The following is a 12,339-nucleotide window of genomic DNA, read 5'->3' as shown; positions in this document are numbered from 1 at the left end:
CACAGCCCCACGCAATCGCCTAAGCCGGGCGAGCGACTCGTCTTCCACCCTGAACGCCCGCTCATATAAAAGCGGGCCATGAAACGTTGATGCAACGCTTCGCGCGACACTTGTTCGCCAGCGCTGAAGTCAACTTTCGACGGGATGCCCCACGGGTCCCTTGACCACGCCGCCCTTTCCGGGCGCACCTTGAGCATCACACTGAGTGGACAAACGTAGGTAAGCTGCCGCCAGTCTTCGGAGTTCTTCCTCAGACGCGTCCTCGATGCCGATCAGATTGTTGTTTGCGGCTCGATGTGAGGAAAGCAGTTCATTCAGCTTGAGATGCAACGCGACGCTGTCTTTGTTCTGGCTCTGCTGGATCAGAAAGACCATCAGAAACGTAACGATGGTGGTCCCGGTGTTGATGACAAGTTGCCATCCGTCCGAGTAGTGAAAGATAGGCCCCGTAACCACCCAGGCAACGACTGTCAGCACCGCGAGACAGAACGCAGCGGGTGAGCCGGCCCATCGCGTGACGAGGCTTGCAAACCGGTCGAATAGACGCGTTAGCGGGTCACGGCCGGCGTAGGCAGGACTCGATGTGTCTGGAACGGTGTCGAGTTCGTCAGTTGGCGAAGGGGCGACAGGTTGGGTGGTCATGACCGGCTCCAGAAGGTTGCGCGTCTCCTTTTCTGCAAACTTCATGCCGCGGCCGGTTGAAATCGTTCTGCAAGGATAGAGCCGCCGCTGACGTCGATTGATCGCTCACAGCGGCGTCCGCGTGGATTGCGCTATGGCAACTGATACCGGCTTTGTACTTCTTGCCTGGCGAGAGCGACTTCCAGATCCAGCAAGCAAACCGCGTTCGGCACTGGTAGGCGACCGTAGCATCCACGTCATCACACTTCCCCTGCTTTCATCGAACAAGCGTCATGGTCCGTTCTCGTTATATTCGGCGCGCACTCCGCCGGGCAGCCACGGCTCTTTATGGCAGCACCAAAGCTCGTAGCTCGGCTCATACAGGCCGACGCGGTCGAAGCCTCCCAGCGGGAGATCCAGTTCGTCGCTGCCGAGGTATTCCATGAACGCGATCGAACCACGTGTCGGGCAAAAATGTCTTCGCGCCTCAGGCGAACTCTGCCACGCCTGCGTAGCGCCGGAAATCTCCACACCGCCACGCTCGAACATGGCATAACCGCCGAACACGTTGCCATGTATTCGCCGACACGTCATGCAGTGACATATCGACACTCGCCGGGGTCGTGCGGTGACGCGGAATCGCACCGCACCGCAAGCACATCCGCCGGTTTCTTCGACTGATTCACTCGTCGCCATCACCACGCCCTCCTTCGCGGACTCCGAGGACCGCGCACCAGCCTTTACTTGTCGCTCTTCTTCGAAATCTTCGCGCCCGACTTGCGCCCCCGGCTCGACGCAATCGCTGCAGCCTGTTTGTGCGGCTTACCCTGTTTCGTCTCGGCCGTGCTACTGTGCGACACAGTGCCCTTCGACGTTCCTTTCTTCTGCGGTGCTGATCGTGTCCTATCAAGAGCATTGAAGAGGCAACCGCTCAACGAAGCGGCTGCCGGGTAAAACGACGGCAGCATACAGCGTGCCTTACTCGCAGCAGGCTGCTCTAGCGTTATATGTTTTCGCGTATTTGCTAGGCGTTCGCGATCCACTATCGCTTTGCTACCCTTAAAGCGCCGCCGTCTTATCGCCCACCGATCTGCTCCCCACCGCATCGAGCTTGCTCTGCAGTTCGGCCTTGCGTTTCGCCATCTTCTCGCCCAGCGTGCGCAGATTACAATTCGACTTGCGCAGTTCCGGAAAGAGTTCCTCCTCCTCTTCCTCGACGTGATGCCCCACCATCTCGCTCATCACCTTGAAGGTCGCGTCGAAGCCTTTATCGCCCGCTTTCATCGTTTCAAACTTCGCGATCAGCGTCTTGACGAGGAAGTGCTCGACGTACGCTTCTTCGACGTCGACCTTGTCGCTGTCAGGCAGAGCTTCCTGCGCCGCCGGATAAAGCAGTTCCTCTTCGAGCATCGCATGAATGGATAGCTCTTCGCAGGCGCGCTGCGCGAGCGCCGACTTCGCTTCAAGATCATCGTCCGCGGCTTTCTCGAACGCCGTGAATAATTTTTCGACCGCGCGATGTTCCGCCTCGAGAAAGGCTAAGGCATCGTGCGCGCCGGATACAGTCGCCTTGTTGTCCTGCTTTGTCGCTTCCATGCTGCTCTCCTCGGTGATCGGGTTTAACGGTTGAACGCTTAATCGCGCAAGCGTCATGCCCAGTCACGGTGAGTTCTGCCGAAGTGATCGGCCGGACGTGTTCGCGTCAGCCCGACTGCGCGAATGTACAACTGGTGTGTTCAATTCGCCGTCGGTCGGGGAAGCGATTTTTGCCGGTAGTTGCCGTCTCGCGCGCGCGATCTGCCGATTTACGTTCGGCAGGATCGATTCCGCGCTCGATTTGCACCGGCGCGCCGATCGCGGTCCGATAGGTATGCCCGTTGCGATCTTCGTTCGGCATGAACTGGACAACCCCTATTCGACCGAGCCTGACATGAAAAATCCGTGGATGAAAAAGAATCCCTTCCTAAGCATGTGGTTGAGCGGCGCAAATGCAGTGGCGGGTTCAGCGCGCGGTCACGCGACGGCGGCGGCGAAGCGCGGGACCACCGCTTTCTGGACCGCTGCGCTCGCGCCGCCGAAACCCAAAAAGAAAAGACGAACGCGTCGCTGACTCTGATCGCGTGCGGCGTGTCGAGCTCGATGGAGCGTGCGATTCATCAGACCATGCCCACCCGCTTCCGAGCGACGCGCGTGAACCACTTCATCAAAAGACGCAGCGGCGCGCCAGCAGCTTCTTCTGCCCGGCGCATGTGCAATCGAATCACGGAATCAGCCAAAGCGCCGCTGCATAGATCACGAGCGATACTACAAAAGTGATCGCCGTGTAGCCCATAACGCGCTGGATACGAATGCCAGCGATCGCAACAACGGGCACCGCCCAGAAAGGTTGCAGCATGTTCGAGACGTTCTCGGCCATGGCGACGCCCATCGCCGTGCGTGGAACCGAAGCATGCAGGCTCAATGCGGCCGGCAGAACGAAAGGCCCCTGAACGGCCCAGTGTCCGCCGGCGCTGGGAATGAGCAGCGTGATGATCAGCGAGCTGAAGTAGCTCAGGACGGGAAGCGTCACCGGCGTGGCGATGGCCACAAACGTCTTGGCGATCGTCGACGCCAATCCGGTCCCCGTCATGATGCCCATGATGCCGCCGTACATCGGATATTGGAGCAACATCGAGCCGGTCTGCCGCGCGGCGCGGCGAATTGCATCGGCATAGGCGATCGGTGTGCGCTGCAGCGCCAGCCCTGCCAGCAGGAAGATCAGGATCGTCGTGTTGATGTCCAACTCGAAGCCTTTGCTGGACCACGTCAGCGCGAGATAGCCCACGCCCAGCGCCAGCAGGAGCAGCGTACCGAGCATGGACCGCTCGGCGCGGGCAGCGAACGATGATGTCTTCGCGTCCCTCGCATGCGGATCGGCCTCTGTCTGTGCTTCAGGCGCCGGCTGCGTTTCATTGAAAGCGACCACATTCTCCTGCTTCGGGTGCATCCAGATGAAGATCGCCGTCATGACGACAACGACGAGGACGGTCGGGATGAAGACGAAAGGCGCAAACACGGTCTCACTCAACGGAATCACTTGTCCGGTGGCTTTTTCGACCAGGTTCAATGCATTGCCGTGCGATGCCTGTGACAACGCGATCGAACTGGACAAGCCGCTATTGCAGACCGACCACGCGGAGTAGCTACCCGCGACGAGCCATGCGAAATCTACCTTTACGCGCCTCGCGATTTCGCGCGACAGGAGCGCGCCGACAACCAGGCCGAGCCCCCAGTTGAGCCACGCGGCCACCGCGACGATCGGAAAGACCAACAGCGCGGCGCGCGTCGGCGTGCGCACGCCCGCAGCCATCGCCCGCAGTCCGCGCTGGACGAGCGGTGCGTCGGCGATTGCATAGCCGGTCGCGAGAATCAGGATCATCTGCAGCGCGAAGCCGAGAATGTTGAACGTGCCGCCGTACCACGCGCTCAGGATGACGGCGAGCGACGCATGCGGTGCGAAGGCCATGGCCAGCAGGACCACCACGAGGGTCAAGCCAATTGCAAGGACGAATGGGTCCGGCATGACCTGTTCGAACACGTAGACGAGACCCGCGACGACGTTCCGGCGGCGCGCGCTGCGAGTTGTGCTGGCTGAGTGAATGTCTTTCTCGTTCATGATTGTCCAAAGCGTTATTGACATTACATCGCTTACAGCACCGGCAATCGATGACGGGCCGCTCGCAGATGCGTTCGCTACTTTGTACGCTCGCGAAGCGTCCTGGACAAGGCTTACTGTTCGCCTGAAAGGTGGTCGATGGAGGGTAAGTTGAATCAATGCGGGGCGCCGCAATTGCGCTGCCCCGGCAAGTGCGCGTTAGAGGCGCTCAAACGTTAGAGGATCGCCTTGGCCATGGAAATACTTGCTGAGCGCTTGCGCAAAAAGCTCTTTGTCGATCGCCGCGCGCTCGAATAGCGTCATCGACGAGTGAAACTTCAGGTAATCCGGATACCCGAAAATTTCCTCGATTGAACGGCCATCGACAACGTTGACCAGTTGCGTCGATTGCCTCAGCCGTTCGCCCAGAATCGGGTGGCGCAGATAAGCATCGGCCTCGGCCAACGACGAAATCGCGAACCGCTGCGCCATCGCACTCGTTCCAAGCCCCTGGATCTGCGGAAACACGAACCACATCCAATGGCTGCGCTTACGCCCGTTGCGCAGTTCGTCACAGACCTGCGCGTACAGCGGATCCTGAGCGTCGACAAAGCGCTGAAGGTTGAAAGGATCGTCCAATTCGCTCTCCGTTCACACTGAATTGAATTCGCGCCAGCACGCGCTCACGCCGTTTTTTATAGCGCTTTCAAGGCGGGCAGCAACCGGTCGAATTCGCGCTTCACTACGCCGTAACATTCGCACACACGCTTTTCTAGCCCCGGCCGATCCAATACCTCGATGTGTCCATGGCTGTACCGAATCAAACCTGCATCCTGCAGTTTCAGTGCGGCCTCGGTTACGCCGGAGCGGCGCACGCCCAGCATATTGGCGATCAGCTCCTGCGTCATCTTCAGTTCGTTCGACGAGAGGCGGTCGATGCTGAGCAGCAGCCACCTGCACAACTGCTGGTCGATCGAATGGTGACGATTACATACGGCGGTCTGCGCCATCTGCGTGATCAACGCCTGGGTATAGCGCAGCAAAAGGCGCTGGACAGGCCCTGCACGATGAAACTCCTCTTTCAGGATTTGAGCGTCCAGGCGATATGCCTGCCCTGCGCTTTGTACGACCGCGCGGCTCGGCGTGGTCTCGCCACCCATGAAAAGCGCGATGCCGATGAGCCCTTCGTTGCCGACGATCGCGATTTCGGCGGACGCCCCGTCCTCCATCACATACAGCAGCGACACAATGCAGGTGGTTGGGAAATAAACGTAACTGAGGCGATCGCCGGATTCATAGACGACGTTGCCAAGCGGCATCTCCACGAGCGACAGATGCGGCGCCAGACGCTCCCACTCCAGGTCAGGCAACACGGCCATCAGATGATTTTCGTTTTGACGGTGATCTTGAGACATTTCACACTCTCCGCAGCTCGCCCGGAACCGCGCCGCTTTCGCCGACGATTTCCTGACGGGTGAATATGGATAGAAGGAGGAATGCTCCAACACCTTTGCGGCTTGTGCCGCAGCGCGTCACGATGCGGTAATCTTCGCGTTACTCGAGATCTGGCTAATACGCAAAAAAGATTATAAGTCGCGTCGAAGTTACGCGCCGATCCGTGTCCTGGCATGAATTCGCGGTGCGAGACGCCGTGCATGCGGATTGCACGACCTTCGAAACGATTGCCATGCTCGGCCTTCTCGACCTAACGCTCGGCTGAACGGCAATCGTTGGTTCCACTTGTACGTTGCCAAAAAAGGCGCTGCCGGACGCGTATTGAGCCGGAATTCAGCGAAATGAAGGTTTAGCCCACGTCTGATGATTGCCGCAAGCCTTGGCGGATCAGTGCCCGCCGACATCCAAAGAATCTCGCGAGACCGGCGCGGATTGTGCGTTTGAACATGGACGGGCGTCTGTACGTTGTCGTACCGCTTTCTCCCGCGCGTGCGCGTAGCGTGTCTACTATCGTCGCCCAGCGATGACCGAGGAGTCGCTAGTCCGTTGTATTCAAAGGCATATAAGGCAGGAGCAGGTCATGAGGCAAAACATCCAGAAGTTGTATCAGGCCCGTATTCATACATTCACCCCCGAATGCATGGAACTGCAGGACGGCACCTTCAATTTTCATCTTCGGCATGCTGTGGAAGGTTGCCTTCCTTCCGCCGACAAGCACTATGACGTCGGCGTCTTTGCAACCAGCGAGGAAGGCTATGCGGCTGCACTCGCATATGGCGACAGATACATTGCGGAACACAAGTTCGGGATGTAGCAGTGCCGACAGTTATCGACGAACCTCAAGCTTAACCCGGCAGCGACGGCGACCAGCGTGGCTGTCGTTCAATCAGACAGGCGGCACCATGGCAGACAGAATCATTTCAAGCAGGACACACGACGCCTACATGACGGTCAAGGATCATGTCGCCGATGGCTGGGTGGCGAGTGTGTGTATCGTTCGGAAAGGCGCGGCAAAGGGCAAGGAACTGATCAAACTCGACACTTTCTTCGAACGTGAAGATGTCGCATGGGAATCGGTCGAGACGCTCGCGCGTGCCGAACTCAATAATCTGAAATAGCACGGGCCGCACTTCCAAAGCTCGTTGCACACGGCGCGGCAGCTTGCATACCTCTCACCTTTTCAAGGACGACTCGCATGGCTCCCTATGACGTCGGAATCGCGGTCTTCGACGACCACCGTAACGCCGGGTCCACCGCACCCGATACTGCCTGAGAGTCCCATACCGACTCGCCCGCCACGAGGAGCGCCCCGCTCATGGACACGCTCACCCACGATCCGGTCAAACAGCCGACTCGTCCAAAGCTGCTACAGGTGATGGGCCCGGGCCTCATCACCGGCGCATCGGACGACGATCCGAGCGGTATCGCAACGTATTCCCAGGTCGGTGCGCAATTCGGCTATGGCCTCGCCTGGACACTCCTGTTCAGCTATCCGTTGATGGCCGCGATCCAGGAGATCAGCGCGCGCATCGGGTGCATCACCGGAAGCGGCATCGCCGGCAATCTGCGCGAGCACTATCCGCGCTGGTTGTCGACCAGCCTGGTCGGATTGCTGCTCGTCGCGAACACCATCAACCTGGGTGCGGACCTGGGCGCGATGGGCGCTGCGCTCAAGCTGCTGATCTCCGGTCCTGTCCTGCTCTACGTTTGCGGTTTCGGGCTGCTGTCGGTCGTGCTGGAAGTATTCACGCGCTATGCACGCTATGTGTCGGTTCTGAAATGGCTGTGCCTGTCGTTGTTCAGCTACGTGATCTGCGCCTTTGTCGTTAAAGTGCCGTGGGATCAGGTCGGCTGGGCCGTACTATTGCCGTCGCTATCCATCAAACCGGATTATCTCGTCGCCATCGTCGCTGTCATGGGTACGACGATCAGCCCCTATCTGTTTTTCTGGCAGGCAGAGCAGGAAGTCGAAGACGAAAAGGAGCGACCCGGCGCGCATCCGTTGACCCACGCACCGTGGGAAGCGCCTGCCGAGTTCGCGCGGATCCGCGTCGACACGTACCTCGGCATGGCGCTTTCGAATGTGATCGCGTTCTTCATCGTCGTGACGACGGCGACGACCTTGCACGCGCACGGACTCTTCGATATTCAGACTTCGGCGCAGGCGGCTGAGGCGCTGCGTGGCATAGCAGGTCCATTCACGTTCTTTGTGTTCGCCGCCGGCATCATCGGCACCGGTTTGTTGACGCTGCCTGTGCTGGCCGGCTCGGGTGCCTATGCGGTGGGAGAATTGTTCGCGTGGCGGGTGGGCCTCGCGCGGCTGCCCTCGCAGGCGAAGGCGTTCTACGGCGTGATTGCCGCCGCGACGGCAGTCGGCGCCGGTCTGAACTTCACGTCGATCGATCCGGTCAAAGCGCTCTATTGGAGCGCCGTCCTCAACGGTGTTGTCGCGGTGCCCGTGATGATCGTCATGATGCATCTCTCGATGCGTACCCGCATCATGTCCGGCTTCACGCTTCCGCCAGCTCTACGCATCCTCGGCTGGGTGGCGACAGGCGTGATGGCGGCTACGGTCGTGGCGATGGGGCTCGCCTGGTTCACATGAGGGAGCCGTTCTATCGCCTCGTATACTGCGCTCGCAAGGCTTCGATTTCATCCAGCAGATCGAGTGCGAGCGCGATACCCGCAGCGTTGATCTCGAGATCCCGCGCAAGATGACGGGCCTTGCGGGCACGTCGCAACGAGGCGCCGTCGAAGTGCGGGCCGTCGTCCTCGCTGACGCGTTTCGGCTCGATCGCGCCTTGCTCGATCCAATCGAATATCTCATTCTCAGAAGCGCCGGACACCCGGCACAATTCGTGTAGCGTGAACTCGATCTCTTCCTCGACGATCAGGCATTCGAGCCAGGCCGTGCGCGATTCGTTCATGATGGATCACCTGAGAAATGCGCGCGCGGGTCGAATTCGCAGGCCTGTCGTAGTGCCTCGTAAGCCGCGCGTGCCGGCTCACTGTCAGCCGACGGCAGGACGATGTTCAATTGCGCATAGAGATCACCCGATGTACCGGCCGGACCGCTCGCGGGGATTCCCTTGCCTTTCAGGCGCAAGCGTTGGCCGCCGCCAGAATCTTTGGGCACGGTTATTTCGACGGCTCCGTCAGGCGTCGGCACGGTAACGCGTGCGCCCAGTGCCGCTTCCCAGGGCGCAACCGGCACGATGATCGTCACATCGCGGCCGTCGACACGGAAATGTGCATGCTGGCGCAACGTGATTTCCAGGTACAGGTCTCCGGCACGCCCCTCTCCGAAACCGGCGCCCCCTTGGCCGGCCAGCCGCAGATGCTGCCCACCGTGCACGCCCTTCGGAATGGAGACATCGAGCGTGCGCGATTTCAGCACGACATGTCCGCTTGCTTCGAGCACCGGCGTCTCCAGCGAAATCGTGCGCTGCGCTCCACGATAGGTATCCTCCAGATCGATCACCACTTTGGCGTGGTGATCCTGACCCGGAACCGAGAAACCGACACCGGCATAAGCATCTTCCAACTCCTGGTCCGTCGCGCGTGCGTGACCGGCGCCGGCAGTATGTCGCGCCTGCCTGGTCGACCTACGATCACCACCGGCATCCTGGCCACGAAAAAGCGCGTCGAAAAATTCACTGAAGCGTGCATCCTCCGCACCGCTGTTGTCCGCGCCGCTGAATTCGAACCCTTCGTCCCACCGCGGCGGCGGCTCGAAGTCCTGACCGTTGCGCCACTGGTCCCCCAGCCGGTCGTAGGCCGCGCGCTTCTCCGTATCTTTGAGCACGCCATACGCCTCGCCTACCTCCTTGAAGCGCGGCTCCGCATCGTCGAGTTTGCTCAAGTCCGGATGATACTTGCGGGCGAGCTTGCGATACGTACGCTTGATGTCGTCCTGCGTCGCACTGCGCGGCAATCCCAGCACTTCGTAGTAGTCTTTGTATTTCATACCGAAGACCTTTGAGAAAATCCGCGCGCGCTGACTTCAGCGGTACCACAGCGGGACGAAGGAGCCGATGAAATGGCACCGTCGAGGCAATGCGAACCCTTCCATTTCACGGTGCGCGCAGGACCGACCGAAGTCGGTACGCTGCCGTACCGCATCGCGACAATTCAGGTGATCTGTTCATTGCATTACACCGCTATTGAGCGCAAGGTGGGCTATTCACTGTGCTGTTTACGGTCGACTGGCACGCCGTCGATATCCGAGTCGAGCCCAGCGAAATACACCGTTCGTCAAGGAGCCCACCACAATGATTATCCCTACCGCGACATACGACGGACACGAACGAATTCTTCGAGGCCGACATGTATAAACGCATTCTGGTAGCGATCGACGGTAGCGAGACGTCTGAACACGCGTTCGACAGCGCGCTGCAACTCGCACGCGCCAATGACGCGCAGTTGCAGCCACTCTATGTGGTCGACAACCCATTGATGGCATACGACGCCTCCGGCTATGACCCGACAATCCTGCGCGATGCCTTTGTTAAAGAGGGCGAGCAACTGCTGGCCGACGCACTGGCGCGAATGAAGCACGAGAACGTAGCCGGCACACCGCGGATCGTCGACGTCGCGCCGATCGGCGAGGACATTTCGGAACGGATCCGCATTTCCGCCAACGAATTCAATGCGGACCTGCTGGTGCTCGGCACGCATGGGCGACGAGGTTTCAAGCGACTGTTCCTGGGCAGCGTGGCCGAACGCGTCGTGCGCAGTGCAAGCCTGCCCGTGTTGCTGGTCCCGAGCCGGCAAACGCAAACCACGGTCGCGCAGACCGCCGGTCCCGCACACACCGACGTCGCTGCGGCAATGTATGAACTGCCGCGCTAATGGCGGCCGATGCATCGCGGCGCGCTAGGCGGCGATGATCACCTTGAGCGCGCGGGTTTCGGCCGCGTGCGCAAAGGTTTCATACGCATCGAGGATCTGCTCGAATGTGAAGCGATGGGTGATCAGAAGTTTGGGATCGAGCCTGCGGGAGCGCAACGTCTCCAGCAGCATCGGCGTGCTCACGGTATCGACCAGCCGCGTGGTGATGGTGATATTCCGGTCCCATAGGTGCTCCATGTGAAGGTCCACCTTCACGCCATGCACCCCGACGTTCGCAATCGTGCCGCCCGGCGCGATGATCTCCTCGCACAATTCGAAGGTGGCGGGTATGCCCACCGCTTCGATGGCAGTATCGACGCCACGCCCGGACGTGAGCTTCATGATCGCATTCACTGCGTTGCCGTCCGCGCTGTTGATCACTACGGTTGCACCGAAACGCTTCGCGGTCTCCAGCCGGTTGTCGTCCAGATCGACCATGATGATCTCGGCAGGCGAATAGAAGCGCGCCGTGAGCAACGCCGCGAGTCCGATCGGCCCGCTACCGACGATGGCTACCGTACTGCCCGGTTCAACCTTGCCATTGAGCACGCCGCATTCGAATCCCGTCGGCAGGATATCGCTCAGCATCACGAGCGCTTCTTCGTCGGCGTTGTCGGGAATGCGGTAAAGACTGGTATCCGCATGCGGGATCCGGACGAATTCGGCCTGCGTGCCGTCGATCTTGTTGCCGAGAATCCAGCCGCCGCTCACGCAATGGGAGTACATCTGTTTGCGGCAATACTCGCATTTGCCGCAAGCACTAATGCATGAGATGAGAACGCGCTCACCCGGCTTGAACGTGGTCACGCCCGGCCCCACCTCGTCGATGACGCCCGTACCTTCATGCCCGAGCACCCGGCCCGGCTGGCAGGTCGCGACGTCACCCTTGAGAATGTGCAGGTCTGTTCCGCAGATCGTCGTCTTGCTGATCCTGACGATGGCGTCGGTGGCCGCGTCGATGACCGGTTTGGGACGGTCTTCAACCGCTTTCTTGCCTGGGCCGAGATAGACCAGTGCCTTCATTTTCGGTAACTCCGGTTGCATGCGCGAGGTGCTGACTCTCGCCTCTTGCGGATTCAGCATCGGTTCGAGCGGTCAGAGCGCGACGGCGTGCCGGCTGAAGACTCGTGGCTCGCCAATCGGCATGACTATCCGGCCGTGCACCTCGTTGATCACATCGGCTGCGGACAGATAGAACGCGAGCGCCGCCGTGACAAGTCCCATGTAACCACCGGCCATTCGCAAGAGAGCCGAACCCGTCCACTCGCCACCCGCCAGCAAGCCGAACGTGATCCACAGCGCCAGAAAGATAGCCTGCAGCGCGCGGGGCGAACGAAACGTGGCCAGCCACATATAAAACGTAAACACGCCCCACAGAAACAGATACCAGCCAACGAAAGCGGCCGGCACTTTATCGTGCAGAAACAGCACGAAGAGCGCGAATGACCACCAGAAAGCCCCGTAGCTTAGAAAGGCCGTCGCGCCGAAGGTGTTGCCGCGCGGCAACTCCATCACGCCGGCAATCGCCTGCGCCGTCCCGCCGTAGGCAAGCGCGCAGGCGAGCACGAGACCCATCGACTCGCCCGAGAACCAGCCGGCGTTGATCATGCTCAGCAGCCACGTCGTCAATGCAAAGCCGGCGAGACCCAGTGGCGCGGGGTTCGCGAGTGGTGTTTGGTTCGGTGCGCTGGCCATGGCCTGCTCCTGAAGATAAAATTCAATCCGGCGATCCCGCGGCC

General features: G+C 60.1%; 16 protein-coding genes. 5 read left to right on the top strand and 11 right to left on the bottom strand.

Annotated features, from left to right (window positions below; all coding sequences use genetic code 11):
* Window positions 1-129: 129 nt before the first annotated feature.
* From P0D73_RS25915 to P0D73_RS25900, 4 genes are all read right to left on the bottom strand, one after another.
* Window positions 130-642 (bottom strand): low affinity iron permease family protein, encoded by a 513-nt coding sequence (locus P0D73_RS25915; RefSeq protein ID WP_408433374.1) that lies wholly within the window; start codon window positions 640-642, stop codon window positions 130-132.
* Between the two features lie 270 nt (window positions 643-912).
* Window positions 913-1,317, bottom strand: a complete 405-nt coding sequence (locus tag P0D73_RS25910) for a GFA family protein (RefSeq protein WP_408433373.1) — start codon at window positions 1,315-1,317, stop codon at window positions 913-915.
* Window positions 1,318-1,680: 363 nt separating this feature from the next.
* Window positions 1,681-2,217: a hemerythrin domain-containing protein gene (locus P0D73_RS25905; protein WP_408433313.1), complete on the bottom strand. Its 537-nt coding sequence runs from the start codon at window positions 2,215-2,217 to the stop codon at window positions 1,681-1,683.
* A gap of 106 nt (window positions 2,218-2,323) precedes the next feature.
* Window positions 2,324-2,518: a hypothetical protein gene (locus P0D73_RS25900; protein ID WP_408433311.1), complete on the bottom strand. Its 195-nt coding sequence runs from the start codon at window positions 2,516-2,518 to the stop codon at window positions 2,324-2,326.
* A 44-nt stretch (window positions 2,519-2,562) separates the two neighbouring features.
* On the opposite strand from P0D73_RS25900, the gene P0D73_RS25895 reads away from it, so the two are divergent.
* A complete protein-coding gene (locus P0D73_RS25895) occupies window positions 2,563-2,937 on the top strand; it encodes a hypothetical protein (protein WP_408433309.1) in 375 nt (124 codons plus the stop codon).
* On the opposite strand, the gene P0D73_RS25890 is transcribed toward P0D73_RS25895, so the two are convergent.
* The 3 genes from P0D73_RS25890 to P0D73_RS25880 all read right to left on the bottom strand — a co-directional run bounded on the left by P0D73_RS25890 (window position 2,882) and on the right by P0D73_RS25880 (window position 5,670).
* Window positions 2,882-4,276: a short-chain fatty acid transporter gene (locus tag P0D73_RS25890; protein WP_408433307.1), complete on the bottom strand. Its 1,395-nt coding sequence runs from the start codon at window positions 4,274-4,276 to the stop codon at window positions 2,882-2,884. The two genes, P0D73_RS25895 and P0D73_RS25890, sit on opposite strands and share 56 nt — an antisense overlap.
* 198 nt (window positions 4,277-4,474) lie before the next feature.
* Entirely contained in the window at window positions 4,475-4,894 is a 420-nt protein-coding gene (locus P0D73_RS25885) for a DUF1810 domain-containing protein (protein ID WP_408176828.1), read from the bottom strand.
* A gap of 56 nt (window positions 4,895-4,950) precedes the next feature.
* A complete protein-coding gene (locus tag P0D73_RS25880) occupies window positions 4,951-5,670 on the bottom strand; it encodes a Crp/Fnr family transcriptional regulator (protein ID WP_408176918.1) in 720 nt (239 codons plus the stop codon).
* 620 nt (window positions 5,671-6,290) lie between these two features.
* On the opposite strand from P0D73_RS25880, the gene P0D73_RS25875 reads away from it, so the two are divergent.
* The 3 genes from P0D73_RS25875 to P0D73_RS25865 all read left to right on the top strand — a co-directional run bounded on the left by P0D73_RS25875 (window position 6,291) and on the right by P0D73_RS25865 (window position 8,315).
* The gene (locus tag P0D73_RS25875) at window positions 6,291-6,524 is read left to right on the top strand and encodes a hypothetical protein (RefSeq protein WP_408176826.1); all 234 of its coding nucleotides are present in this window, start codon (window positions 6,291-6,293) and stop codon (window positions 6,522-6,524) included.
* An 88-nt stretch (window positions 6,525-6,612) separates the two neighbouring features.
* Window positions 6,613-6,828 (top strand): hypothetical protein, encoded by a 216-nt coding sequence (locus tag P0D73_RS25870; protein WP_132374555.1) that lies wholly within the window; start codon window positions 6,613-6,615, stop codon window positions 6,826-6,828.
* 197 nt (window positions 6,829-7,025) lie between these two features.
* On the top strand, window positions 7,026-8,315 hold the full coding sequence (locus tag P0D73_RS25865) for an NRAMP family divalent metal transporter (RefSeq protein WP_408176825.1): 1,290 nt from the start codon (window positions 7,026-7,028) through the stop codon (window positions 8,313-8,315).
* Between the two features lie 10 nt (window positions 8,316-8,325).
* Here the strand turns inward: P0D73_RS25865 and P0D73_RS25860 are convergent, their stop codons facing one another.
* Both P0D73_RS25860 and P0D73_RS25855 read right to left on the bottom strand, forming a co-directional pair.
* Window positions 8,326-8,637, bottom strand: a complete 312-nt coding sequence (locus tag P0D73_RS25860) for a chaperone modulator CbpM (RefSeq protein ID WP_323047375.1) — start codon at window positions 8,635-8,637, stop codon at window positions 8,326-8,328.
* Complete coding sequence (locus P0D73_RS25855) at window positions 8,634-9,677, bottom strand: DnaJ C-terminal domain-containing protein (protein WP_408176824.1); 1,044 nt, start codon at window positions 9,675-9,677, stop codon at window positions 8,634-8,636. The genes P0D73_RS25860 and P0D73_RS25855 overlap by 4 nt, the downstream gene beginning before the upstream one ends.
* A 359-nt stretch (window positions 9,678-10,036) precedes the next feature.
* On the opposite strand from P0D73_RS25855, the gene P0D73_RS25850 reads away from it, so the two are divergent.
* On the top strand, window positions 10,037-10,561 hold the full coding sequence (locus tag P0D73_RS25850) for a universal stress protein (RefSeq protein ID WP_408176822.1): 525 nt from the start codon (window positions 10,037-10,039) through the stop codon (window positions 10,559-10,561).
* A 24-nt stretch (window positions 10,562-10,585) separates the two neighbouring features.
* Here the strand turns inward: P0D73_RS25850 and P0D73_RS25845 are convergent, their stop codons facing one another.
* Together P0D73_RS25845 and P0D73_RS25840 are read right to left on the bottom strand one after the other, a co-directional pair.
* Window positions 10,586-11,623, bottom strand: a complete 1,038-nt coding sequence (locus tag P0D73_RS25845; RefSeq protein WP_408311487.1) for a zinc-dependent alcohol dehydrogenase family protein — start codon at window positions 11,621-11,623, stop codon at window positions 10,586-10,588.
* 72 nt (window positions 11,624-11,695) lie between these two features.
* Window positions 11,696-12,295, bottom strand: coding sequence for an acetate uptake transporter (locus P0D73_RS25840; RefSeq protein WP_323048661.1), 600 nt, complete (start codon window positions 12,293-12,295; stop codon window positions 11,696-11,698).
* Window positions 12,296-12,339: the final 44 nt, after the last annotated feature.

It is taken from the genome of Paraburkholderia sp. RL18-101-BIB-B (assembly GCF_046026985.1).
Lineage (GTDB): Bacteria > Pseudomonadota > Gammaproteobacteria > Burkholderiales > Burkholderiaceae > Paraburkholderia.
This window is presented reverse-complemented; position numbering and strand designations above follow the sequence as displayed.

Excerpts from the sequence above, each read along its gene's own strand:
- P0D73_RS25900 (WP_408433311.1), bottom strand. The coding sequence starts at position 2,518 with ATGCCGAACGAAGATCGCAACGGGCATACCTATCGGACCGCGATCGGC.
- P0D73_RS25840 (WP_323048661.1), bottom strand. The coding sequence starts at position 12,295 with ATGGCCAGCGCACCGAACCAAACACCACTCGCGAACCCCGCGCCACTG.
- P0D73_RS25905 (WP_408433313.1), bottom strand. The coding sequence starts at position 2,217 with ATGGAAGCGACAAAGCAGGACAACAAGGCGACTGTATCCGGCGCGCAC.
- P0D73_RS25880 (WP_408176918.1), bottom strand. The coding sequence starts at position 5,670 with ATGTCTCAAGATCACCGTCAAAACGAAAATCATCTGATGGCCGTGTTG.
- P0D73_RS25860 (WP_323047375.1), bottom strand. The coding sequence starts at position 8,637 with ATGAACGAATCGCGCACGGCCTGGCTCGAATGCCTGATCGTCGAGGAA.
- P0D73_RS25890 (WP_408433307.1), bottom strand. The coding sequence starts at position 4,276 with ATGAACGAGAAAGACATTCACTCAGCCAGCACAACTCGCAGCGCGCGC.
- P0D73_RS25910 (WP_408433373.1), bottom strand. The coding sequence starts at position 1,317 with ATGGCGACGAGTGAATCAGTCGAAGAAACCGGCGGATGTGCTTGCGGT.
- P0D73_RS25870 (WP_132374555.1), top strand. The coding sequence starts at position 6,613 with ATGGCAGACAGAATCATTTCAAGCAGGACACACGACGCCTACATGACG.
- P0D73_RS25915 (WP_408433374.1), bottom strand. The coding sequence starts at position 642 with ATGACCACCCAACCTGTCGCCCCTTCGCCAACTGACGAACTCGACACC.
- P0D73_RS25875 (WP_408176826.1), top strand. The coding sequence starts at position 6,291 with ATGAGGCAAAACATCCAGAAGTTGTATCAGGCCCGTATTCATACATTC.
- P0D73_RS25855 (WP_408176824.1), bottom strand. The coding sequence starts at position 9,677 with ATGAAATACAAAGACTACTACGAAGTGCTGGGATTGCCGCGCAGTGCG.
- P0D73_RS25845 (WP_408311487.1), bottom strand. The coding sequence starts at position 11,623 with ATGAAGGCACTGGTCTATCTCGGCCCAGGCAAGAAAGCGGTTGAAGAC.
- P0D73_RS25850 (WP_408176822.1), top strand. The coding sequence starts at position 10,037 with ATGTATAAACGCATTCTGGTAGCGATCGACGGTAGCGAGACGTCTGAA.
- P0D73_RS25865 (WP_408176825.1), top strand. The coding sequence starts at position 7,026 with ATGGACACGCTCACCCACGATCCGGTCAAACAGCCGACTCGTCCAAAG.